The sequence below is a fragment of the Streptomyces sp. CLV115 genome, from assembly GCF_038448545.1.
In the GTDB taxonomy this organism is placed as follows: Bacteria; Actinomycetota; Actinomycetes; order Streptomycetales; family Streptomycetaceae; genus Streptomyces; species Streptomyces sanglieri.
On record NZ_JBCEWQ010000147.1, the window covers coordinates 1 to 21560 of the forward strand.

Consider the following 21560-nt stretch of genomic DNA (forward strand, 5'->3'; position numbering starts at 1 on the left):
GTGCGGGGGCGGGGGGTCGAGGGGTGGGTGCATCCCTGCCCTTTTGGTCAGCCATGGTCGGAAAACGGACTCACTGAATCGGAAAAGTGGCGAGAGTGGTCGCAAATAGTGCCCGAAGGCTCACTGAATTTCCCTATAGTGAAGGCGCGTTGATCAACCGACCACCGCTACGAGCGAAGCCTTCGTCACAGGAGATTCCGTACGATGACGACGCCCGCATCCGCGGTGTCCGGACATCCGGCCGCGTCCCCGCCGCCCGGCACCGGGCGCTGCCCGGCAGGCCCCGGCCGCTCCGCCGTGCCGCTCAGCGGACCCGGATTCCACACGGAACCCCACGCCGTCTACCGCGCCATGCGGAGCGAACACGGTCCCGTCGTGCCCGTCGAGCTGCCCGGAGGGGTGCCGGCCTGGCTGGTCATCGGCTACCGCGAACTCCACCAGGTCACCAGCGACGGCGAGTTGTTCCCCAGGGACGTCGGGCTGTGGAACCAGTGGGGGAACATCCCCGAGGACTGGCCGCTGCTGCCGATGGTCGGCCGGCCGTTGCCGTCCATCTACTTCACCGCCGGCGCCGAGCACCGGCGCCACGCCGCGATGGTCGGGCAGGCGCTCGAAGAGGTCGAGCACTTCGAACTCCGCCGGGACTGCGAGGAGTTGGCGGACCGGCTCGTCGACGGGTTCTGTGAGCGGGGCACGGCCGACCTGATCGCCGACTTCGCCGTTCCGCTGCCGGTGCTCGTCCTCGCCCGCCTGGTCGGATTCCCCGACGCGGACGGGCCGCGGATCGCCGAGGTGCTCAGGGACCTGGCCGACGGCGGACCGGGCGCGCAGGAGGCCCATCTGCGGTTCGGCGAGAGCATGCGAAGTCTGCTGGCGGCCCGCCGGGCCTCGCCCGGGAACGACGTGACCTCGCGCATGCTGGCGTACGCGGGGGAGTTCACCGACGAGGAGTACGTACTCGACCTGATGGCCATCACGGCCGCGGGACACCTCACCACCGCCGACTGGATCGGCAACTCGCTGAGGCTGATGCTCACCGACGACCAGTTCGCCGTGGCGCTCACCGGCGGCCGGCACAGCGTCGCCGAAGCCATGAACGAGGTGCTCTGGGAGGAAGGCCCGACACAGATCCTCGCCGGCCGGTGGGCGGCCCGCGACACCCGGTTGGGAGGTCGCGGCATCCGCGCCGGGGACATGCTGCTGCTGGGTCTGGGCGCGGCCAACGCCGATCCGCACATCCGCCAGCACCTCTCCGCCTCGGGCGGGCCGTCCGGCCGGCGCGGCAACAGCGCCCATCTGGCGTTCAGCCACGGCGAGTACCGCTGTCCCTTCCCCGCGCAGGAGATCGCCGAGATCATCGCCCGCACCGGCATCGAGGTGCTCCTCGACCGGCTCCCCGACCTGGAACTCGCCGTCCCGGTGGGCGAGTTGGTCCGACGGCAGTCCGCGTTCCTGCGGGGCATGACCGCGCTGCCCGTCCGGTTCGCCTCCGTCCCTCCGACAGGAGACCCGTCGTGAACTGCCCACACGCCGCCGCCCCGGGTGCCGCTTCGAGCGGCGCTCCCGTCGTCATCGACCCGCTGGTCCAGGACCTGGACCAAGAGACGGCGCGACTGCGCGACGCCGGTCCGCTCGCCAGGATCGAACTGCTCGGCGTTCCGGCCCTGGCCGTCACCCGGCACGCGACGGCCCGCCAACTCCTCGTCGACCCCCGCCTGGTCAAGGACCTGGAGGCCTGGGGGCTGTGGCAGCGCGGCGAGGTCACCCGCGAGTGGCCGCTGATCGGCATGATCGACGCCGGCCGCTCCATGTTCACCGTGGACGGCGCCGAGCACCGACGGCTGCGCGCCAAGACCTCCCAGGCGCTCACCCCCCGCCGGCTGGAGGAGATCCGCCCGGACATCGAGAAGTTCACCGAGGAACTTCTCGACGCGCTCGACGAACAGAGCGGCAGGAGCGAGCACGGTGTGGTCGACCTCAAGTCCGTGTTCGCCCAGCCGCTGCCGATGCGCGTCGTCGGCATGCTGATGGGCGTGGACGAGGCCGAGCACCCCATGCTGACGAAGCGGTACAAGGCGTTCTTCTCCATGCTCACCCCGCACGAGGAACGACTGTCGCTGCTGGCCGAGTTGGACGTGTTCTACACCGCTCTCGTACGGGAGAAGAAGGCGCGTCCCGCCGACGACCTCACCAGCGCGCTCATCCTGGCCGAGGAGGGCGGCGAACCGCTCACCGAGGAAGAGGTGGTGGGCAACCTCAAGGCCATGGTGGCCGCCGGGCACGAGACCACCATCGGGCTGATCCTCAACGCCGTACGGGCCCTGCTAGCCCACCCCGACCAGCTCCGCCGCGTTCTCGACGGCGAGATCCCGTGGGAGACGGTGATCGAGGAGACCCTGCGCTGGGACACCCCCACCACCCATCTGCTGATGCGGTTCGCCACCAAGGACATTCAGGTGGGCGACCAGGTGATCGCGAAGGGCGAAGGGGTGGTGATCTCCTACCGCGCCATCGGGCGTGACATCGAGCAGCACGGGGCGGACGCCGACGCCTTCGACATCACCCGGCCGGCCCCGATCCGCCACATGACCTTCGGTCACGGCCCGCACATCTGCCCCGGAGCGGCGCTCTCCCGCGTGGAGGCGGCCATCGCCCTGCCGGCGCTCTTCGCGCGTTTCCCGGCACTGAGGGCGGCCGTCCCGGACGAGGAGGTCCGAAAGCTGCCGGTGATGACGCAGAACGACATGGAGGCCTTCCCCGTGCTGCTGCACGGCTGAGCACCTGACTTCCCGTCGGGCGGCGTCGTCCGTGGGATACAGTTCTCGCAGGTCATGAGTTCCAGTGCACAGCCCCGGCTAACTGGACGGCACCCCGCTCCGCTGCGGGTGCTCCGGGTGACGACCGGCCCCGTGCGCAGCGCGCGGGGAACAGCGGACCATCGGGGCGGCGCACCTGGGGTCCATGATCTCGGGAAGGCGGAACACCATGCTCCCCCACCTCGTCCGGAACGACGGCTGCACCGGCTACGGCCCCGGTCACCACGTCCACTGGATCCACAGCAAGAAATGCCACCAGGAGCCCGGCCAGGCCGTGGAACTGCTGCTCACCTCCGGTGACATCGGTGCCGACGGCTGGTTCGCGCTGCGCCCCGCCTTCGACCACGCCGAGGAACTGCCGAGGGTGTGGACGCACGCCCCGGCGGCCCTCACCGAACTGCTCACGGCCCACCGCGGACGGGTGTTCTGGCTGCCGCGGTGGCACGCCCTGAAGCTGGTGGACCCCGCGGGCCGGGCCACGGCCCTGGTCAATGCCGGCTTCGAGGGCGGCCCGCTGTGCGCGACGACCGCCCCCGACCCGCGGCGGACCGTCGGCGGCACGTGCTACGGACGGTAGCCGCGCCTCAGCCCAGCGCGTCCGTCAGCGCGCTGTCCGCCGCCGCCCGCGACTCCTGCCACAGGGTGGTCACCGGAATCCACACATGGACCCCCTCCCGCATGCCCACGGCGGCCGCGCCGAAGGTGGCGCCCGGATGGGAGGGGTCCGCCGCCACCGAGAGACTGCCGACGACGTGGCCCTCGGTGGCCGCCGGGTCCGCGGTCCGTACGGCGGCGTACGCCCGCTCGCCCGGGGACAGCTCGTAGGGGGCGCTGCCGGCGGGCGGGACGGCCTCGGCCGAGCCGTCGAGGCCCCGGAAGGTGACGGTGGGGATCCGGTCCACCACACAGGTGCGGCCGCCGTTGTTGACGACGTCGATCCGGGCCACGTTCCGCTGCCCGCCGGGTGCGGCGTGCACGGACAGGGCCCTCTCCTGGCAGGTCGCGAGGCGGCTCGTGGCGCCGCTTGTCGCGGACGCCGCGGTGCCGGTCAGTGGCAGGGTGGCCGCGACGGCGAGTGCGGCGGTGAGAGCGGAGCCAAGACGCATGGTGTTTCTCCCGGTGGATCGACAGCCTGCGGATACGGCCGGGCGGCCCGTCGGTCGGTGCGGCCGACATGGACAGTGTGAACCGTACGACCCGACCTCCGCGACAGATCGGACATATCGCTTCGGAATGTCCGGTGCCGGAACGCTGTGCCCTGCCCGCCGGGTCCTCCGCCGTGCACGGGCGCGGGCCCGCGGCGGGAACGCGGCCACCGTCAGTGCTCCGGTGGCGAGGCCCGCCGGCAGTGCCACGGCCCGGATCCACGCGCAGTGCTCGCAGGCCCGGCCGCCCGTCCGGCCCTGCGCGCAGGGCGTGCGCCGCCGCGGACCGGAGCGGCCCACGGGGCGGTCCCGGGGAGGCCGGAGCGGTCACCGGGCCCGCCCCGCGCGCCTCACCGGGTCCGGACCGTCGCCATCACGTCCCGGTCGGGCTGCAGTGTGAGCGAGGGGACCGGCTCGATGACGCCCGGGTCCACGTCCAGTTCGAAGCGGCGGGCCAGCACGGCAAGAATCAGCACCGCCTCGACCATCGCGAACCTGGTGCCCAGACAGACCCGGGGGCCGCCGCCGAACGGGAACCAGGCGTACTCCGCGATGCTGTCGCCCGCCTCCGGATCCCACCGCTCGGGACGGAACTCCTCCGGCTCGGGGAACCACCGCGCGTCGCGCTGTGTCACCCACTGGCTGGTCCACACCCGGGTGCCCTCCGGCATCGGCACACCGCCGATCCGCGCACCCGCCTTCGCGACACCGGTGACCAGCCAGATCGTCGGGTAGAGGCGCAGCGTCTCCTTGACCACGGCCTGGGTGTACGTCAGCCGCGCGTAGTCGTCGAACCCCGGCTCCCGGTCGCCCAGCACCCGGTCCAGCTCCTCGGCGAGCGCGGCACGCACCCGCGGTTCACGGGCCAGCAGATACCAGGCCCACACCAGCGTGGAACTGGTCGTCTCGTGCCCGCCGATGTACAGCGTGACCGTCTCGTCGCGGATCTCCCGGTCGGTGAGGTGCTCACCCGTCTCGTCGACCGCCGTCAGCAGCCGGCTCAGCAGATCGGGGCGCTCGTCCCCGCCGTCACGATGACGGGCGACGACCCTGCCCACCTCGGCGTCGATGACCGCCGCCGCCTTCTTGATCCTGGCCCGGCCGGGGGTCGGCACCCAGTCCGGCAGCAGGGCACCGATCCCGGCGAACTCCTTGCCGATCTCCTGCTGCGCCACGTCCATCGCCCGGCCCATCGCCTCGGCGTCGGCCGCGGTGTCGACACCGAAGATGGTGCGCACCGCGATCCGCTGCGTCAGCGCCGCCATCTCCCGCTTGACGTCGATGCGTTCACCGCCCGACCAGGTGTCCGCCAGCTCCACCGTGCTGCTCGCCATCGTCGCCGCGTACGAGCGCACCTGCTTGGGCCGTACGGAGGGCTGCACCAGCGAACGCTTGCGCCGCCAGTCCGTGCCACGGGCGACCACCACGCCGTTGCCCATCACGGTGCGGAAGGCGATCCCCAGGGCCGGCTGGTCGAAGGAGCGCTCCGTCTCGGTGAGGAGCTCGCCTATGCAGTCCGGATCGGCTATGTACACACAGGAGTTGGGGCCGAAGCGCCAGCCCACCATGTCCCCGTGGGAGCGCAGCCGCTCGAAGAAGGCCAGGGGGTTCTTCCCGAACTGCGGCAGGTTCCCGAGGAACGGCAGCCCCTTCGGGCCCGGCACGATCCGGTGGCTCCGCGGCTCGGCGTCGATGGCCGGACCGGTCTCCGTGGACATGAATCTCTCCGCTCCCTCATGGCGCACCGACCCGGTGCGCGGCGACCTGACTTCAGGGGTACCGCACGCCCTGGAACCTGTCATCGGCCTTGTACGGTACGTGAGTTGTCGAGGGTAGCCGCTGTACGCCACCGCCGGACGGGCCCGGGAGCGGGGCCCGTCCGGCGGGGGGTGCGGGTCAGACGCCCGGCGGCACCCTGGACGGGCGGCCGTTGCCGCGGGTGAGGGAGTAGCCGAACACCGCCGCGATCGCTCCGAGCACTCCGCCGCCGACCGTCCACAGCCAGCGGTCGGTCCACCAGCCGGATGCCCAGCCGTCCTCCGGCTCGCTGCCGAGCGAGACCCTGGACGAACCGTCCTCGTCGCCGTCGGACGAGGCGTCGGAGGCCTGGGCGACGGAGGACACACCGGGGACCAGCGGCTCGGCGAGCGTGCCGTCCACATCGCCGGCGCCGCCCTTGTCGGCCGCCGTGACCTCGACCTCGGTCTTCACCGGCAAGCCGAGGTCCGCCGACGGCAGATCGACAACCGTCAGCCGAACGTAGTAGCTGCCCGGCAGCGGGTCGTTGGCCCAGGGCTCGGACCAGGCGCGGACGGTGCGCAGCACGCAGGTCAGCTCGACCGCCGACGCGTCGGCCGCGGCCTTGCCGGTCTGGCGGCCGTACATGCAGGCCTGGCGGCGCCGCAGCCCGTCGTACACGTCGACCTGCCACGCCGACGTACCGTGCCGGGAGGCGCTCGGCGGCAGGGTGATCTTCGCCTTGACGGTGGCCCGCTGGCCCGCGTCCGCGGGGAAGACCCAGTACAGGTAGTCACCCGTGGACGCCCCGGCGGTGGCGAGCTGGTTCTGCCGGAGGGCCGTCGCCGTACGGAAGGTGGTGCCGGCCTCGGTGGGTCCGGCACCGTCCTCGGAGGCGCTCGGGCTCGGGCTCGCCGACGGGTCGTCGGCCACCGCGGCGCCCGCCGAGGTCAGCAGGGCGAGCCCGGCGAGCAGCGCGCCCGCGAATACACGTGTCCTACGCATCAGTTGGTCCTCCAGACGGCGACGCGCCAGCGCGAGATCCAGCCGACGACCAGGCCCGCGATCAGCCCGGTGAGCACCAGGACGCCCAGCAGCCACCAGCCCCGGCCGAGTCCGAACGCGGCGACGTCGGCGGCCTGGTCCGGGGAGTCCACCAGGTCCACGGTCAGCTCGAGGGGCATGCCCGGCGAGGTCTTCACCGAGGCGGGGGCCGAGAAGGAGTTGCCGACCTGGAGGCACACGGTCTCGGCGGCCGGCTTGTCACCGCTGTCCGTGTCGTCCTGCTCGGCCTTGGGGTAGCGCAGACCGGAGGAGATCGCGTCGGTGCGGCCGGTGCCCGACTCCGAACCGCGCACGATCTCCCGGCCGTGCACGGTCAGCGCGCGCAGCAGCACGCCGTAGTCGTTGTTCACGGCACGGTCGGCGAAGACGCTGACCGAGGCGCGCAGTTCCTGACCGGGCAGCACATCCACCCGGTACCAGCGGTGCTCGCCGAACTTCTCGCGGTCGGTGTACAGGCCGGCCTTGAGCTGCGGCGCATCGGAGCAGCTGTTCGCGCCCTCGATCGCCACCGGGGTGACGACGGGCTCGGCGGCCCGGTCCACCAACTGCTTGACTCGGCCGGAGAGTTCATCGGTGTGCTGGACCGCGGTGTAGGTGCCGCCGGTGGCCTCGGCGATGCAGGTCAGCTGCTCGCGGATCTTCGCGTTCGGCACCAGGCCCAGGGTGTCGATGACGAGGTGGATGCCGCGGGCCGCGATGTCACGTGCCACCTCGCACGGGTCGAGCGGGCCGCAGGTGTCCTCGCCGTCACTGATCAGTACGATCCTGCGGGTGGCGTCACCGCCTTCGAGGTCGTCGGCGGCGCCCAGCAGGGCCGGGCCGATCGGGGTCCAGCCGGTGGGGGCCAGGGTGGCGACCGCGGTCTTCGCCTCGGTGCGGTCCAGCGGGCCGACCGGGTAGAGCTGCTTGGTGTCCTTGCAGCCGACCTTGCGGTCGTTGCCCGGATAGTTCGCGCCGAGCGTCCGGATGCCCAGCTCCACCTGCTCGGGCACCGCGTCCAGGACCTCGTTGAACGCCTGCTTTGCGGCCGTCATCCGGGACTGGCCGTCGATGTCGCGGGTCCGCATGGAGCCGCTGACGTCGAGCACCAGCTCGACCTTGGGGGAGGCTTTGGCGGGGGCTTCGTCGGCGGCGGCGGGGAGTGCCGTGCCGAGCCCGGCGGTCAGGGTGGCGAGCAGGATGCCCACCCCGGCCGTCAGCCTTTTTCTTATGATCATCGCCGGATACTAGTGAAGATCGAGGTGCTACCCCAAACCGGTCCGCGGACCGCTGGGGAACCGTCAGGAACCGCCGAGCAAGGGCCCCGAGGCCCGCTCCAGTACCGACCCGACCCGCTCCCAGGTGGCCGAGTCCCGCCGGACGGGCGGCAGCCGGACGTCCTCGCCGGTGCTCCAGCCGCCGGCGATCGCGACCGGGTCCGCGCCGGTGGCCGCGGCAGCGGCCAGCGCGGCGGCGCCCAGCGCAACCGGCTCGCCGAATCCGGGCACGATCACGGGCCGCCCGGAGAGCCGCCGCACCGTCTCCACCCAGGCCCGGCCCCGGGCGCCGCCGCCGATCAGCCGCAGCGGCCGGGCGGCCACCCCGGGTTCGGCCGGGTCGAGGCCGCAGGTCCGCAGGAGTCCGTCCAGGGCGCGCAGCACGGTGACGACGGCGCCCTCGTAGGCCGCGCCGAGGAGCTGACGGGGTGTGGTGTCGTGCCGGAGGCCGGTGAGCAGTCCGGCGGCGGAGGGCAGGTCGGGGGTGCGCTCGCCGTCCAGATAGGGGAGAAGCACCGCCTCGCCGCCGGGGGCGACGTCGTCGCGGTCCAGGCCGAGCAGCGCGGCGACCTTGTCCACGGCCAGCGTGCAGTTGAGGGTGCAGGCGAGCGGGAGATAGGTGCCGTCCGTCGCCGCGAAGCCGGAGAGCGCCGGGGACGCCGGCCGGGTCCGGGACGCCGCGAAGACCGTGCCCGAGGTGCCGAGGCTGAGGACGGGGTGGTCGACGAGACCGGCGCCGCCCAGCCCGAGGCCGACGGCGGCGCTCATGTTGTCACCGGTGCCCGCGGCCACGGCCGTCGTGAGGGGCAGCCCGAGGGCCTCGGCCGCCGCCGCGGTCAGCGAGCCGACACGGGTCGCGCCGGTCCGGGCCACTTCGGGGAGCAACGCGGCGTCCAGGCCGAGGAGTTCGAGGAGGCCGGGGTCGTAGGAACCGGTCGCGGTGGAGTACCAGCCGGTGCCCGAGGCGTCGCCGGGGTCGGTGGCGGCGGTGCCGGTGAGCCGTTCGGTCAGGAAGTCGTGGGGCAGGCGCACGGCGGCGGTCGCGGCGGCGGTGTGCGGCTCGTTCTCCCGCAGCCACTGCCACTTGGACGCGGTGACGGCGGCCACCGGCACCGACCCGGTCCGTGCCGTCCAGGCGTCCGGGCCGCCGAGTGCCCCGGTGAGGGCGGCGGCCTGCGGGGCGGAACGGGTGTCGTTCCACAGCATGGCGGGGCGCAGCGGACGGCCCGAACGGTCGAGGACCACCAGCCCGTGCTGCTGCCCGGCGACCGCGATGCCGGTGACCTCCGACGCGGCGGCCCCGGACTCCTTCAGCCCGGCGGCGACGGCGCCGCGCAGCGCCTGCCACCACACCTCCGGGTCGCTCTCGCGGGCCCCCGCCTCACCCCGGACGACATGCGGCGCGCGGCCGACGGCGAGCAGCCGCCCGCTCGCGGCGTCGACGAAGACGGCCTTGGTGGACTGGGTGGAACTGTCCACGCCGATGACGACGGTACGCGGCGGCATGGCGCCCTCATTCCTGTGCTGCGGCCCCGTGCGGAGGGCACTGCCGATTTCGGTCGTGCGCCAAACAAAATACGGGACCGGACCCCCGTCGAACAGGGGAAGCGCGAGGGGTTACGTGGCGGAGGTGGCCCGTGCATCATTAGTCATGACAGTGAACAAATAAGGCCCGGGCTGTTCGACCGGACCCGGGACCGACGGCACCGAAGGCGGCCAGACGATGACGGAACGCTTCACGCCCACCCCCGGGGACCGGTTCACCTTCGGACTGTGGACGGTGGGCTGGCAGGGACGCGACCCGTTCGGCGACGCGACCCGCGCGGCGATCGACCCGTCCGAATCCGTGCGGCGGCTCGCGGAGCTGGGCGCGTACGGCGTGACGTTCCACGACGACGACCTGATCCCGTTCGGCGCCACGGACAGCGAGCGCGAGGGGATCGTGAAGCGGTTCCGGCAGGCGCTGGACACGGCCGGTCTCGTGGTCCCCATGGCGACGACGAACCTGTTCACCCACCCGGTGTTCAAGGACGGCGCGTTCACCGCCAACGACCGCGACGTACGCCGCTACGCCCTGCGCAAGACGCTGCGCAACATCGACCTCGCCGTCGAGCTCGGCGCCACCACCTATGTCGCATGGGGCGGCCGGGAGGGCTCCGAGTCCGGCGGCGCCAAGGACATCCGGCTCGCCCTGGACCGGATGAAGGAAGCCTTCGACCTGCTCGGCGAATACGTCACCGAGCAGGGCTACGACCTGAGGTTCGCCATCGAGCCCAAGCCGAACGAGCCGCGCGGCGACATCCTGCTCCCCACCATCGGCCACGCCCTCGCCTTCATCGAGCGGCTGGAGCGGCCGGAACTGGTCGGTGTCAACCCGGAGACCGGGCACGAGCAGATGGCCGGGCTGAACTTCCCGCACGGCATCGCGCAGGCCCTGTGGGCGGGCAAGCTCTTCCACATCGACCTGAACGGTCAGACCGGCATCAAGTACGACCAGGACCTGCGGTTCGGCGCGGGAGACCTGCGCCAGGCGTTCTGGCTCGTCGACCTCCTGGAGACCGCCGGATACGCGGGCCCGCGGCACTTCGACTTCAAGCCGCCGCGGACCGAGGACCACGACGGGGTCTGGGCCTCGGCGGCGGGCTGCATGCGCAACTACCTGATCCTCAAGGAGCGCGCCGCCGCCTTCCGGGCCGACCCCGCCGTCCAGGAGGCGCTGCGCGCGTCCCGGCTCGACGAACTGGCCCGTCGCACCGCCGAGGACGGCATCGCCGGGCTGCTGGCCGACCGTTCGGCGTACGAGGAGTTCGACGTGACGGCGGCGGCGGAACGGGGGATGGCGTTCGAGGCCCTGGACCAGCTGGCGATGGACCATCTGCTCGGGGTCCGCTGACCCCGGTCACCGTTCGGCCGTGCCCGGGGTCCGCCGGCCCCGGGCACCGCCCGGCCGCTCAGCCGGCCGGGCGGCCCGCGTACGCCACCGGATCGGCCAGCACCCCCGTCAGCACCAGCGCCGCGGCGCCCCGGGCCGCGTCACCCGCGACGGACGAGGCACGCAGCCGCCCGCTCCCCGGGGACCAGAGGCCCGACACCACACGGCCGGTCAGTTCCCGGTCGGCGGGCGGCGACAGCCACGGCATCAGGTTCCGGTAGATCCCGCCGAGCACCACCGCGTCCGGGTCGAGCAGATTCACCGCCCCCGACAGCACCCGCCCCAGCATCCGGCCGGCCTCCGCGACCGCGGCCACCGCCCGTTCGTCCCCCGCGCGGGCGCGCCGTTCCAGCTCGGCCACCCCGGCGCCGCCGCCGGAATCCGCGATCCCGGCGGCCCGCAGCAGCGCCGCCTGACCCGCGTACTGCTCCAGGCAGCCGCGCGAGCCGCACCGGCACCTCGGACCTTCGGCGTCCACCACCACATGCCCGATCTCGCCGGCGAATCCATGGGCCCCGCGCAGCAGTTCACCGTTGATGACCAGTGCGCCGCCGACCCCGGTCTCGCCGGTCAGATAGAGGAAGCTGCGCAGGTCGCCGAGTCCGCCGAACCAGAGCTCGGCCAGCGCCGCCAGATTCGCCTCGTTCTCGGAGGTCACCGTCAGCGCCCGGTGGCCGGGGCGGGAGCCGGCGAGCGCCGCCGCGAAGAGCTCCTCGGCCGGCACCCCGTTCCAGCCCAGGTTGGGCGCCTGGCGCACCGTGCCGCCGGAGACCAGTCCGGGCAGGGCGAGCGCCACCCCGACCGGGAGGAGCTCCTGCTCGCGGGCCGACTCCAGGGTGCGCGCGGCGATGCCGGCGGCCCGCGCCAGGACCTCATCGGGGGGTGCGCCGCGGTTGTCCAGGTGCTCGGTGAGCCGGACGCGTCCGGTGCCCGCCAGGTCGACGACGCACACCGACACATAGTCGATGTTGACCTCCACGCCGAGCCCGGCGGGCCCGGTGCGCGCCACCTTGAGCGCGGTCCCCGGCCGGCCCGCCTGCCCGCTGAACGTCTTGCCGGACTCGGTGAGGAACCCGAGGTCGAGCAACTGCTCGACCAGCGAGGACACCGCGGCCCGGGTCAGTCCCACCCGCGCGGCGACCCCGGCCCTGGTCGCCCCGCCCTCGGCCTCGTCACGGACGGCCCGCAGCACCAGGCTGAGGTTGCTCCGGCGCACAGTGTCCTTGTCGGCCTTGGGCCCCAGCGGTGTGACGTTGCTCTTCATGTCGGAGCCGAGCCTATGCGATCCCTTGTGCGATCCCCGGGGCGATACCTTCCGCGATGCCCGGGCCCGCTCGGAGCGCGCAGCGGAATCCGCCGTGGCCCGTCGTGCTGTCCGGGGTGTTGGAGGTGCGGGCGGCCACCCGGTAGCGGGTGCAGTAGGAGCTGTGGCAGAGGTAGGAGCCGCCGCGCAGCACCCGGTTCCGGCCGGCCGGCGGTCCGACGGGATCGACGCGGGTGGGCGGGTGGTCGGGCACGTGCCAGTCGGCGCTGAACCGGTCGGCGCACCACTCCCACACATTGCCCGAGGTGTTGTACAGGCCGAGGCCGTTGGGCGGGTAGGAGTTGACGGGGGCGGTGGAGAGGAAGCCGTTCTCGCCGGTGTTGCGCACGGGGAAGTCGCCCTGCCAGACGTTGCAGCGGTGCCTGCCCCGCGGGGTGAGCTCGTCGCCCCACGGGAAGCGGGCCCGGACCAGTCCGCCACGGGCCGCCTTCTCCCACTCGGCCTCGGTGGGCAGCCGTTTGCCGGCCCATCGGGCGTAGGCCGTCGCGTCGTGCCACGACATGTGGACCACGGGGTGATTGCGGCGGTCGCCGATGGAGGTCCCGGGCCCCTCGGGCGCCCGCCAGCACGCGCCGCCCACCGCACGCCACCAGGGGGCGCCGGGGACGACGCCGGGCAGCACCGCCTGCCGTGCCTGCGGAGGCACGAAGGAGCCGAACGCATAGGACCAGCCGATGAGTTCGGCCTCGGTGCGGTAGCCGGTGGCCTTCACGAACGCGGCGAACCGGGCATGGGTCGCACAGGTCGCGTCGATGTGGAACGGGCTGACGTCGACCTCCCGCACCGGCCCCTCACCGTCCGCCGCGAACCCGTCCTCGTCCTCGCCGCCCATCAGGAAAGGGCCGCCCGGGACGACGACCATGCCCCGCAGGACATCGGCCGGCCGGCGTACGGGGACGGCGAAATCCGCCGGCGGGGGACAGGGCGGTACATCCGGCTGCGGGGCGGCGGGCGTGGCGTCCGCCGGGTCCGTCGCCGGGGGCGGGCCGCTCGTCGAGCAGCCCGGCCAGTTCCTGCCCGGTGGTGCGCAGCAGCAGGGCCACCCCCGCCGAGTGCGGCCGCGTCGCCGCCGAGCGCGGAACCGCGCACCTCGACGGTGCGGGGCGCGGCCGGCAGGGAGAGGGCGGCGAGCTGTTCCCGGATCGGGGCGAGGACGAGTTCGTCCAGGGCGGCCGGTTCGCCGCAGACCACGATGCACTCGGGGTCCACCTGCGCCGCGAGGGCCGCGAGGACCCGCCCGGCGGTGACGGCCACGTCGCGGAACACATCGGCGACGGCCGGCCGGCCCTTTGCCGCGAGCACGATCATCTCCTCGGCGTCCGCGACCGCCACGCCCCGGTCGGCGCAGGCCGCGAGCAGGGCGGGAAGGCCGATGAGGCCCTCCAGGCAGCCGCGGCCCCCGCAGTGGCAGGGCTTTCCCTCCGGATCGCAGCTGGTGTGGCCGATCTCGCCCGCCGTGCCGTGGGCGCCGCGCACCAGTTGGCCGTTGACGACGAGCCCTCCGCCGACCCCCTGGGACCACCCCAGGTAGACGGTGTTGCCGCGAAGGGTGCCGCGGCCCGCACGGTGCTGGACCGGCTGACCCGCAACATCGACATCGCGCTGGCCGACCGGCGGATCGGCCTGGCACCGGCGAACAGCAGCGAACTCGACGCCGCCCGCCGGGAGTACCGGGCGCTCGTGCACCGCAACCGGTTCAACGGTGTCTGCCTGCCCAACGTACAGGCCTGGTGGCGCTGGAACGGCCCGGCGGGGCAGACGCCGTACGACGACGCCACGGTCCGCCGGGACGTCGCCGACAGCTACGCCGCCCCCGCCGCCGGCTTCGGCGACCCCGGATTCCTCGCGCTGGTACGGGACGGTGACGCCGCGGAGCTCGTCGTCGAGGCGCAGGACGTCGACTTCACCGGCCACACCGTCCACTGGACGGCGACCGCGCCCGACGGCGTGGTGCTGGAACCGGCGAGCGGCACACTGAAGGTGCACGGCACCCGGGGCGCGGCCGCCGCGGTGACGGTGCGCGCCACCGCCGGGGCGGCGACCGGGGCGCAGCGGATCACGCCGGACTTCGGGCTGCCGGACGGGACCGTGCTGGTCCCCGCCCGGGTGGAGGTCGCAGTGTCATGACCGGGCCGCGTGGGTGCCGGAAGCCGGAACGTCCCGGCGCTCAGGCCTTCGAGCCGCGCTCCTTGAGCATGTCCGCCATGAGCGCGATCTCCGACTGCTGGCCGCGCACCATGCCCGCCGCCAGGTTCCTGATCTCGTCCGTGTCCGCCGAGCCGGCCGCGGCCCGGGCCATCTCCACCCCGGCCTCGTGGTGCGGGGTCATCAGCTTCAGGAACAGCACCTCGGCGTCCCGGCCCTTCGCCGCCCGCAGCGCGTCGAGTTCGGTGTCGGTCGCCATGCCGGGCATCAGCGAACCGTCGCCCCTCGGCGTGAAGGGGTGGTTCATCCACTTCATGGGCGCGGGCGAGGAGGACTTCGCCCGGCCCCACGTCTCCAGCCAGCCGAGCATCATGCCCCGCTGATTGGCCTGAGTGTTGATGATGTCGTACGCGAGCCGGCGCACCGCCTCGTCGGAGGTGCGGTCCCGCACGATGAACGACATCTCGACCGCCTGCTGATGGTGGACCGACATGTCACGGGCGAACCCGACGTCGACCGACGTGTCCGAGGGAGCGGCCGCGACGGAGGCGGAGCCCGCGGACGGGGATGGCCGTACGAGCATGAGCGCGACCAGGCCCACCGCCAGCAGCAGCACCACGCCGCCGGCCAGCACCATCGGACGCGAGGAGCGGATCGCGGAGGTCACTGGGCGACCCCGCCCGAGCAGGCCGCGCCCGGTTCCGGGGTCTGCGGGCCCTGCACGTACTTGGTGAAGAACTGCCCCACGCGCGCGTCGGCGGCGCCGTCCACCGTGACCTGCTTGCCCCAGGCGCTGAGCATGACCGGGGCGGCCTGGTCCTCGACCGGGCTCATCAGGGAGTAGGGCGTCGACTTGACCCGCTCACTGAGCTTCTCGATGTCGGCGGGCGCGGCCTTGCTCGTGTACGTGACCCAGACCGCGCCGTGCTCCAGGGAGTGGACGGCGTTCTCCTTCGGTATCGCCTTGGTGTAGACGTCGGCGTTGCAGTTCATCCAGACCGGGTTGTGATCGCCGCCCACGGGCGGGTTCATCGGGTAGTCGACCTTCTTCTCGACGTGGTTCTGGGTGAGCTTGTCCCAGGTGCGCTCGCCCTTCACCGGGGAGGACTTGGCCGCGGTCTCGGCCTTGTCCTTGTCGTCGGCGGCGGACATCAGATAGCCGCCGCCCGCGACGAGCGCGGCGACCACGGCGACGGACGCGGTGATGGTGATGACGCGGCTGCGCCGCTCGCGGGCCCGCTCCTTGCGGCGGGCCTCCTCCAGCTTGGCGCGGCGTGCGGAGGCGGAGGTGTTCTGCTGCTTGGCGGAAGCCATGGGGGTCCTTCGGTTCAGCAAAGAGGGATGGAGCTGAGGGCATGCGGAGTCCGTCCCCCGGTGTTCCGGGGAACGGGGCCTGCCTCTAGATCCGCTGAACCTGCAGACGGAGATGGTCGACGTCCCGTACGGCGTCGTTGGACGGGCCGCGGATGGCGGCCGCGCCGGTGAGCGGCGCGACCGGAACGACGACGGCCGCACCGGGGAGCGCCATGGGTGCGCTCTGGCCGGGCAGCACGACCGGGGTGGAGTGCTCGGAGGTCCCGTGGCAGGAGCTGCCCATGCCCCGGTCCTCGGGGGAGTCGGCCACCACGATCCGGGCGAGTGCCTGCTGCGTGGGTGTGATGGTGCGGGCGACGGCCGTGCCCTCACCGGAGCCGTGCGCGGCCGGGGCCGTGATCGAACAGCACGAGACCATGGCGAGCAGCACGAACAGCCAGCCGAGCACGGCCGACGCGCGGATGCCCCGCACTCGTCGGTGGGTCCGTTCGCTCAGCCGGGTCATGCCGTCATCGTACGCGGTGTGTGAACTTTCAATGAGGGGTGGGACGGGTGCGAGTGGGGCCAATGATGTGCGGGTGCTCCCCCGGCACGAGCTTCCGTGCGAGGGGGCACCCGGTGCGACGGCGGGCCCGTTACGGGGTGGAGCCGGCCTCGGCCCGGGCTTCGGCGCTCGCCATGGGCCCGGTCGCCGGCTCCTCCCGCCTCGGCCCCTCCTTCGGGCCGAGGCGACCGAACACGGCCGCGAGGACCACCGCGGCCAGCGCCCCGGCGGCGACGCCGCTGCCGAAGACCGTGCGGGCCCACACGGGCAGTCCCGCGTACATCTCCGGCGCGAAGACCGGCAGCAGACCGACGCAGAGTGCCAGCGCGACCACGATGCCGTTGGTGCCGTGGCCGAGGTTCTCGCGGCTGAGCATGCCGAACCCCATCGTTGCGATCACCGCGTAGATGATCAGCCCCGCGGCTCCGACCACCGGTTCCGGGATGGCCGCGAGCAGCCGGGTCAGCGGTGTGATCAGACCGCAGACGATCAGCAGCACCCCCGCGCCCGCCGTGACGAAACGGCTGCGGACCCGGGTGAGCTGGACGATGCCGATGTTCTCGGCGCTGGTCACCATCAGCGAGGTACCGAAGATCCCGGCCCCCAGTGAGGTCAACGCGTCGGCCCGGGAGATCCGCGGCACGTCGCGCGCGGCGTCCGGCGTGCGGCCCACGGCCTCACTGTTCAGCACGGTCTGGCCGGTGGCCTCCGCGAGCGACGCGAGCGCGAAGACCAGCAGCGGCACGGCGGCCGGCAGATCGAAATGCGGGGTGCCGTACGGGAACGGGTCGGGCAGCGCGAATGTGCTGCCGTGCGCCAGGTGGAACGCCGTACCGCTGAGCGCGGCGAGCAGCGTGCCGCCCACGAGGCCGAACAGCACCGACATCTGCCGCCACACGCCGCGCATGACGAGGAAGAACAGCGCGGTGATGCCGAGCGTCGCGAAGCCGAGCCCCGGTCCCGTGGCGATCATCGGCGCGGTGATCTTGATCATGTTGATGCCGATCAGGACCACCGTGGTGCCCATCACCAGCGGTGGGAAGAACCGCACCAGACGCCCGTACAGCGGCAGCACGAGAATCAGGAAGACCGCGGCGATCAGCACCGAACCGGACGCGGTGGCCGGCCCGTGCTCCTTCGCCACCTGGAGGAAGATCGCCACCGCCGCTCCGCCCGGCAGCATCAGGAACGGGAGCCGGGCGCCGATGCGCAGCGGACCGATGCCCAGCGACTGGAGCAGCGCCCCGACACCGCACAGCACCAGCGTCGCGCTGAGCAGCGAAGCCGTCTGGGACGCCGACAGCGAGAGCGTGGTGCCGATCAGGATCACCGAGGAGACGGGGGCGGCGATCCCGGCGAGCAGATGCTGGAACGCCAGGGGCGCCAGCCGGGGGAGGGGGAGCCGCTCGTCGACCGGCGCGACGGACGCGACCGGTGCGGCGGTGTCGGGGACGGGGGAGGCCATGCGCCGGCTCAGCCCTTCGGGACGTCGAGCCAGGGGAGCTCCTGGGCCGAGTAACGGTAGGAGCGGAACACGGCGTTGGGTTCCGACGGGAACAGCTTGCGCACTTCTTCTTCCTGGTAGCCGCCGAAGTACGGCACGACGTACTCCCAGCACAGATATCCGTCCGCGGTCACCTCGAAGAGGCGGCCCGCGGGGGAGTCCGTCACGAGCGTGTTGCCGTTGGGCAGACGCTGGGCACTGCCCATGAACGGGGCGAAGAACGACTCGCGCGCCGGGTCGTGGTACTCCCACACGATGGTGCCACTCGCGCGCTCGATCTCGATGACGCGGCTGAACGGGACGTCCCAGTGCGGGCGGAAGACGCCGTTGTCGAAGACCAGGAAGTTGCCGTTCTCCAGCTCGGTCGGGCAGTGCTGCTGCGATACGGCACCGGGCTCGCTGCGCCAGATGATCTCGCCGGTCTCACGGCTGATGACGACGACGGCCGAGACGGAGCGGAAGCTCGCCAGGATGTTGCCGTCGCTGGTCGGCAGCACGCTGTTGATCAGCGGGTAGTGCTCGCGCGAGTAGTCGGGGTGCAGCGGGAACGCGTCGCGGTCCAGGTGCTCGGAGACCTTCCATTCCCACACCGTGCGGCCCTCGGCGTCCACTTCCACGATGGTGTCCGCCCACACCGTGCCCCCGGGCTCCGATCCCGGCACACCGCCCCTGACCGCGGCGGCGGCCTCGCCGGTCAGCGGCTCCAGGGCGGAGTAGAGCAGACGGCCGTCGCCGTAGTGGTACGCGTCGTGGTGCTGGTAGCGGTCGCGGTGCTCGCGCACGACGGTGCCGTCCGGGGTGATCTCCTGCATGATCCCGCCGCGGTACTTGTGCCACATCGGGAAGAGCGCCGGCTCGTCCGGGAGGACACCGCTGTAGGCCAGGTTGCCGTTGGGCAGGATCCGGGCGTGCCGGCCGGGGCGGTAGGGGAGGTTCCACCGGTGGACGACCTCGCCGCGCATGTCGATGAGGTAGACCTCGCCGCTGCCGGTCAGCGGGGCGAAGAGGGTGTACCCGCCGTAGCTGGCGTCCTCGTCCAGGGCCATGAGGCCGGTGCCGCGGCGTCGTCGCTGGTTCTGGTCCACGAGGGGCATGAATCGGTCCTCCCGGTTAACTTTTTTAGGTGGGACTTAAAAGGTTAACCGGCCCGGTAGGCTGCTATCTCCCCCGCCGGTTGTGGTGTGCGGCACGCAGGACACGGAGTGAGTGAGATGAGCGAGGCGGACACGCCACTGGTCGGCCCGGGAATTCGCCGACGGCGCCGCGCCCTGGAGATGACCCTCGCGGAGGTCGCGGGGCGGGCCGGACTCTCCGTCCCCTTCCTCAGCCAGATCGAGAACGGCCGTTCCCGGCCGAGCATGGGATCCCTCCAGCGCATCGCCGACGCGCTCGGCACGAGCGCGGTCCAGCTGCTGTCCACGGCCGAGGCCCCGCGGCCCGTGGACGTGGTCCGCCACAGCTCCGCCGCCGTGCGCGAGACCGGGACGCAGGGCGAGAGCGACGGCCGGATGCGCCCCCTGGTCCGGGGCCATCAGCGGCTGCACGCCCTGGAGTTCACCGGTGCGCACGACTGGGGGCGGGAGTTCCGGCACCGCAACGACGAGATCCTGTACGTGGCCGACGGCTCGGCCGAGGTCGAGGCGGACGGCAACTTCTACCGCCTGGAACAGGGCGACACGCTCTACTGCGCGGGCGGCCTCGTCCACCGGTGGCGGCCCATCGAACCGCACACCCGGGTCCTCGTCGTCGGCATCGCCGACCACGTCCAGGCCACCGACGAACAGGCCGGCTGACCGGCCGGGCGGCCCGGCGAGGAGCGCCGCCCGGGAAGGGGGCCGCCCCCGTGCCATGCTGTGCCCATGCCGTACCTGGTGCCGCCCCACATCCCTCCGGGCCGCCTCGCGGACCTCGAACAACCGGTGCTCACCGCCACCGGCGACCTGCTGCTGCGCCCGTGGCGGTACCGGGACGCACCGGCGGTCGTGGCGGCCTTCTCCGATCCGGCGATCCAGCACTGGCACCTGCGCCGGGCCGACAGCCAGGACGAGGCACGCGACTGGATCGGGCAGTGGCAGGACGCCTGGCGCAGCCGGACCGGAGCCCACTGGGCCGTCGTACGCCCCGGGGAAGCGGGCGACCCGACCGGCGAAGTCCTCGGCCGGGTCTCGCTCCGCTCCCTGATGCCGGCGATGGGCATGGCGGAATGCTCCTACTGGGTGCTGCCGGCCGCCCGCGGACGGGGCGTGGCGCCCGGGGCCGTCTCGGCGCTCGCGCGCTGGGCCTTCGACGAGATCGGGTTCGAGCGGATCGAACTCGCGCACTCCGTGCGGAACGAGCCCTCCTGCCGGGTGGCGGTCAAGGCGGGCTTCGCCCTGGAGGGCACCCGGCGCCGCTCCCTCCTGCACGCCGACGGCTGGCACGACATGCACCTCCATGCCCGGCTGCGCGGGGAGGACGCGAGGGGCTGACCGCGACGGAGGCGGCAGCGCCGGCCGCCCCCGCTCCGGCGGGGCGTTCAGCCCCGCTCGACGTCCACCTCGGTCAGCCGCGCATACCGGCCGGGGTCGGCACGCCGGATGCGCAGGGCCACCACGAACCCGGCCACGAGCACCACCGGCAGCGGCACCAGCAGCGCCGCATTGACCGCGCCGGTGCGCCCGGTGAGCAGGTCGAAGTGGAGCGTCGCGAGCACCGACAGGAGCGCGAGCCCCACGAAGGCGATCAGCGGTGCGACCGCGACCCGCCAGACCGACATGGAGCGCCGGTCCCGACGGAAGAAGAAGCACACGGCGAGCGCGGCCAGCGCCTGCATGATCATGATGCCGAGCACGCCGGTGCTGTTGGTCCACAGGAAAATCTCGGCATACGGATCCGCGTCGATCAGCGCCCCGCCCACCACGATCACCAGGCCGAACACGGTCTGCGTGACGACCGCCGTCACCGGTGAACCCTGCCGGGCCGAGACCCGGCCCAGCCGGCGCGGCAGCAGACCCTCGCGCCCCAGGGCGTAGAGGTAGCGGGCCGCGGCATTGTGGAAGGCGAGGGTGGCGGCGAACGCGCTGACCACGATCAGCACATGCATGGAGTCCGCGAGCCACGGGCCGACGAACTGTTCGGCCGCGCGGAACGTCAGCTGCGGGCCGTCCGAGGACCGGGCCATCGAGACGGAGCCGGCCGTACCGAAGCTGCCCATCAGGATCCACACCCCGGCGGCGTAGAACAGCGCCAGGAACCCGATGGCGACGAACGTGGCGCGGGGCACGGTGCGTTCCGGGTCGCGCGCCTCCTCGGCGTAGATCGCGGTCGCCTCGAAGCCCGTGAACGCGCCGATGACCAGGACGAACATCCCCGCCATGCCACCCGAGGAGGACAGCACGGACGGGTCGAACGACGTGATGTCCAGGGCCGCGGTCCCCCGGTCCGCCAGCACCCCGACGTCCATCACCAGCAGCACCAGGACCTCCAGCACCAGCGCCACCCCCAGCACCTTCGCGCTCAGTGTGACCCGCAGCCAGCCCAGTACCCCGGTGCCCAGCACACAGAGGGTCGACAGCGGCCACCAGGGCAGTTGCGCACCGGTGAGATCGCTCAGGGTCGTCGAGGCGAAGTAGCCGAATCCGGCGGCGACGCCGGGAGCGATGAGGTTGTACGAGAGCGTCGCCAGGTAGGCCGTGGCGACGCCGGGGGTACGGCCGAGCCCCCGGGCCACGTACGCGTAGAAGGCCCCGGCGTTGCGCACATGGCGGCTCATCGCGGTGAACCCGGCGGCGGAACAGCA

At 72.8% G+C, this 21560-nt stretch carries 21 protein-coding genes and 1 riboswitch; of the genes, 7 read left to right on the forward strand and 14 right to left on the reverse strand.

Going from position 1 to position 21560, the window contains the following annotated elements:
- The first annotated feature begins 204 nt into the window (after positions 1-204).
- The 3 genes from AADR41_RS33635 (at position 205) to AADR41_RS33645 (ending at position 3393) form a co-directional block, all read left to right on the forward strand.
- Positions 205-1518, forward strand: a complete 1314-nt coding sequence (locus AADR41_RS33635; RefSeq protein WP_342285573.1) for a cytochrome P450 — start codon at positions 205-207, stop codon at positions 1516-1518.
- The gene (locus AADR41_RS33640; protein WP_342285575.1) at positions 1515-2777 is read left to right on the forward strand and encodes a cytochrome P450 family protein; all 1263 of its coding nucleotides are present in this window, start codon (positions 1515-1517) and stop codon (positions 2775-2777) included. Before AADR41_RS33635 ends, AADR41_RS33640 begins: the two co-directional genes overlap by 4 nt.
- A gap of 50 nt (positions 2778-2827) precedes the next feature.
- A riboswitch (SAM riboswitch) is annotated at positions 2828-2937 on the forward strand.
- Between the two features lie 48 nt (positions 2938-2985).
- Positions 2986-3393 carry a hypothetical protein gene (locus AADR41_RS33645; RefSeq protein ID WP_342285577.1) on the forward strand — a complete coding sequence of 136 codons (408 nt, stop codon included), beginning with the start codon at positions 2986-2988 and terminating at the stop codon, positions 3391-3393.
- A 7-nt stretch (positions 3394-3400) separates the two neighbouring features.
- On the opposite strand, the gene AADR41_RS33650 is transcribed toward AADR41_RS33645, so the two are convergent.
- The 5 genes from AADR41_RS33650 to xylB all read right to left on the reverse strand — a co-directional run bounded on the left by AADR41_RS33650 (position 3401) and on the right by xylB (position 9525).
- A complete protein-coding gene (locus AADR41_RS33650) occupies positions 3401-3922 on the reverse strand; it encodes a DUF4232 domain-containing protein (protein ID WP_342285579.1) in 522 nt (173 codons plus the stop codon).
- A gap of 389 nt (positions 3923-4311) precedes the next feature.
- The gene (locus AADR41_RS33655) at positions 4312-5679 is read right to left on the reverse strand and encodes a cytochrome P450 (protein ID WP_342285581.1); all 1368 of its coding nucleotides are present in this window, start codon (positions 5677-5679) and stop codon (positions 4312-4314) included.
- A 178-nt stretch (positions 5680-5857) separates the two neighbouring features.
- Positions 5858-6703: a hypothetical protein gene (locus AADR41_RS33660; RefSeq protein WP_342285583.1), complete on the reverse strand. Its 846-nt coding sequence runs from the start codon at positions 6701-6703 to the stop codon at positions 5858-5860.
- Complete coding sequence (locus AADR41_RS33665; RefSeq protein ID WP_342285585.1) at positions 6703-7980, reverse strand: VWA domain-containing protein; 1278 nt, start codon at positions 7978-7980, stop codon at positions 6703-6705. Before AADR41_RS33665 ends, AADR41_RS33660 begins: the two co-directional genes overlap by 1 nt.
- A gap of 63 nt (positions 7981-8043) precedes the next feature.
- The gene (gene xylB / locus AADR41_RS33670; protein ID WP_342285586.1) at positions 8044-9525 is read right to left on the reverse strand and encodes a xylulokinase; all 1482 of its coding nucleotides are present in this window, start codon (positions 9523-9525) and stop codon (positions 8044-8046) included.
- Positions 9526-9742: 217 nt separating this feature from the next.
- On the opposite strand from xylB, the gene xylA reads away from it, so the two are divergent.
- Positions 9743-10912, forward strand: coding sequence for a xylose isomerase (xylA, locus tag AADR41_RS33675; RefSeq protein WP_342285587.1), 1170 nt, complete (start codon positions 9743-9745; stop codon positions 10910-10912).
- Between the two features lie 58 nt (positions 10913-10970).
- Here xylA and AADR41_RS33680 read toward each other — a convergent pair whose 3' ends face one another.
- Genes AADR41_RS33680 through AADR41_RS33690 form a run of 3 tightly spaced genes read right to left on the reverse strand, consistent with a single transcriptional unit; the run spans position 10971 to position 13802 of the window.
- A complete protein-coding gene (locus AADR41_RS33680; RefSeq protein ID WP_342285589.1) occupies positions 10971-12215 on the reverse strand; it encodes an ROK family protein in 1245 nt (414 codons plus the stop codon).
- A gap of 13 nt (positions 12216-12228) precedes the next feature.
- A complete protein-coding gene (locus AADR41_RS33685; RefSeq protein ID WP_342285590.1) occupies positions 12229-13137 on the reverse strand; it encodes a formylglycine-generating enzyme family protein in 909 nt (302 codons plus the stop codon).
- Positions 13107-13802, reverse strand: coding sequence for an ROK family protein (locus AADR41_RS33690; RefSeq protein WP_342285607.1), 696 nt, complete (start codon positions 13800-13802; stop codon positions 13107-13109). The genes AADR41_RS33685 and AADR41_RS33690 overlap by 31 nt, the downstream gene beginning before the upstream one ends.
- Between AADR41_RS33690 and AADR41_RS33695 the strand changes: the two genes are divergently transcribed.
- Positions 13713-14402 (forward strand): hypothetical protein, encoded by a 690-nt coding sequence (locus AADR41_RS33695; protein ID WP_342285608.1) that lies wholly within the window; start codon positions 13713-13715, stop codon positions 14400-14402. The genes AADR41_RS33690 and AADR41_RS33695 overlap by 90 nt on opposite strands.
- A gap of 40 nt (positions 14403-14442) precedes the next feature.
- Here the strand turns inward: AADR41_RS33695 and AADR41_RS33700 are convergent, their stop codons facing one another.
- The 5 genes from AADR41_RS33700 to AADR41_RS33720 form a co-directional block, all read right to left on the reverse strand.
- The gene (locus tag AADR41_RS33700; RefSeq protein ID WP_342285592.1) at positions 14443-15087 is read right to left on the reverse strand and encodes a DUF305 domain-containing protein; all 645 of its coding nucleotides are present in this window, start codon (positions 15085-15087) and stop codon (positions 14443-14445) included.
- The gene (locus AADR41_RS33705) at positions 15084-15734 is read right to left on the reverse strand and encodes a DUF3105 domain-containing protein (RefSeq protein WP_342285594.1); all 651 of its coding nucleotides are present in this window, start codon (positions 15732-15734) and stop codon (positions 15084-15086) included. The genes AADR41_RS33700 and AADR41_RS33705 overlap by 4 nt, the downstream gene beginning before the upstream one ends.
- 85 nt (positions 15735-15819) lie before the next feature.
- Positions 15820-16239 carry a hypothetical protein gene (locus AADR41_RS33710; protein ID WP_342285596.1) on the reverse strand — a complete coding sequence of 140 codons (420 nt, stop codon included), beginning with the start codon at positions 16237-16239 and terminating at the stop codon, positions 15820-15822.
- Between the two features lie 130 nt (positions 16240-16369).
- Complete coding sequence (locus AADR41_RS33715) at positions 16370-17743, reverse strand: uracil-xanthine permease family protein (protein WP_342285598.1); 1374 nt, start codon at positions 17741-17743, stop codon at positions 16370-16372.
- An 8-nt stretch (positions 17744-17751) separates the two neighbouring features.
- A complete protein-coding gene (locus AADR41_RS33720; protein ID WP_342285600.1) occupies positions 17752-18876 on the reverse strand; it encodes an aryl-sulfate sulfotransferase in 1125 nt (374 codons plus the stop codon).
- 117 nt (positions 18877-18993) lie between these two features.
- On the opposite strand from AADR41_RS33720, the gene AADR41_RS33725 reads away from it, so the two are divergent.
- Both AADR41_RS33725 and AADR41_RS33730 read left to right on the forward strand, forming a co-directional pair.
- Complete coding sequence (locus AADR41_RS33725) at positions 18994-19575, forward strand: helix-turn-helix domain-containing protein (RefSeq protein WP_342285602.1); 582 nt, start codon at positions 18994-18996, stop codon at positions 19573-19575.
- A gap of 66 nt (positions 19576-19641) precedes the next feature.
- A complete protein-coding gene (locus AADR41_RS33730; protein ID WP_342285604.1) occupies positions 19642-20250 on the forward strand; it encodes a GNAT family N-acetyltransferase in 609 nt (202 codons plus the stop codon).
- 47 nt (positions 20251-20297) lie between these two features.
- Here AADR41_RS33730 and AADR41_RS33735 read toward each other — a convergent pair.
- Positions 20298-21560 (reverse strand): APC family permease (locus AADR41_RS33735; protein ID WP_342285606.1); only part of this gene is annotated, 1263 nt, incomplete at its 5' end.

What these genes read in the sequence shown, in the direction of transcription:
- AADR41_RS33635 (WP_342285573.1), top strand. Translation starts at nt 205, where the DNA reads ATGACGACGCCCGCATCCGCGGTGTCCGGACATCCGGCCGCGTCCCCG.
- AADR41_RS33645 (WP_342285577.1), top strand. Translation starts at nt 2,986, where the DNA reads ATGCTCCCCCACCTCGTCCGGAACGACGGCTGCACCGGCTACGGCCCC.
- AADR41_RS33650 (WP_342285579.1), bottom strand. Translation starts at nt 3,922, where the DNA reads ATGCGTCTTGGCTCCGCTCTCACCGCCGCACTCGCCGTCGCGGCCACC.
- AADR41_RS33655 (WP_342285581.1), bottom strand. Translation starts at nt 5,679, where the DNA reads ATGTCCACGGAGACCGGTCCGGCCATCGACGCCGAGCCGCGGAGCCAC.
- AADR41_RS33660 (WP_342285583.1), bottom strand. Translation starts at nt 6,703, where the DNA reads ATGCGTAGGACACGTGTATTCGCGGGCGCGCTGCTCGCCGGGCTCGCC.
- AADR41_RS33665 (WP_342285585.1), bottom strand. Translation starts at nt 7,980, where the DNA reads ATGATCATAAGAAAAAGGCTGACGGCCGGGGTGGGCATCCTGCTCGCC.
- xylB (WP_342285586.1), bottom strand. Translation starts at nt 9,525, where the DNA reads ATGCCGCCGCGTACCGTCGTCATCGGCGTGGACAGTTCCACCCAGTCC.
- xylA (WP_342285587.1), top strand. Translation starts at nt 9,743, where the DNA reads ATGACGGAACGCTTCACGCCCACCCCCGGGGACCGGTTCACCTTCGGA.
- AADR41_RS33680 (WP_342285589.1), bottom strand. Translation starts at nt 12,215, where the DNA reads ATGAAGAGCAACGTCACACCGCTGGGGCCCAAGGCCGACAAGGACACT.
- AADR41_RS33685 (WP_342285590.1), bottom strand. Translation starts at nt 13,137, where the DNA reads ATGGTCGTCGTCCCGGGCGGCCCTTTCCTGATGGGCGGCGAGGACGAG.
- AADR41_RS33705 (WP_342285594.1), bottom strand. Translation starts at nt 15,734, where the DNA reads ATGGCTTCCGCCAAGCAGCAGAACACCTCCGCCTCCGCACGCCGCGCC.
- AADR41_RS33710 (WP_342285596.1), bottom strand. Translation starts at nt 16,239, where the DNA reads ATGACCCGGCTGAGCGAACGGACCCACCGACGAGTGCGGGGCATCCGC.
- AADR41_RS33715 (WP_342285598.1), bottom strand. Translation starts at nt 17,743, where the DNA reads ATGGCCTCCCCCGTCCCCGACACCGCCGCACCGGTCGCGTCCGTCGCG.
- AADR41_RS33720 (WP_342285600.1), bottom strand. Translation starts at nt 18,876, where the DNA reads ATGCCCCTCGTGGACCAGAACCAGCGACGACGCCGCGGCACCGGCCTC.
- AADR41_RS33725 (WP_342285602.1), top strand. Translation starts at nt 18,994, where the DNA reads ATGAGCGAGGCGGACACGCCACTGGTCGGCCCGGGAATTCGCCGACGG.
- AADR41_RS33730 (WP_342285604.1), top strand. Translation starts at nt 19,642, where the DNA reads ATGCCGTACCTGGTGCCGCCCCACATCCCTCCGGGCCGCCTCGCGGAC.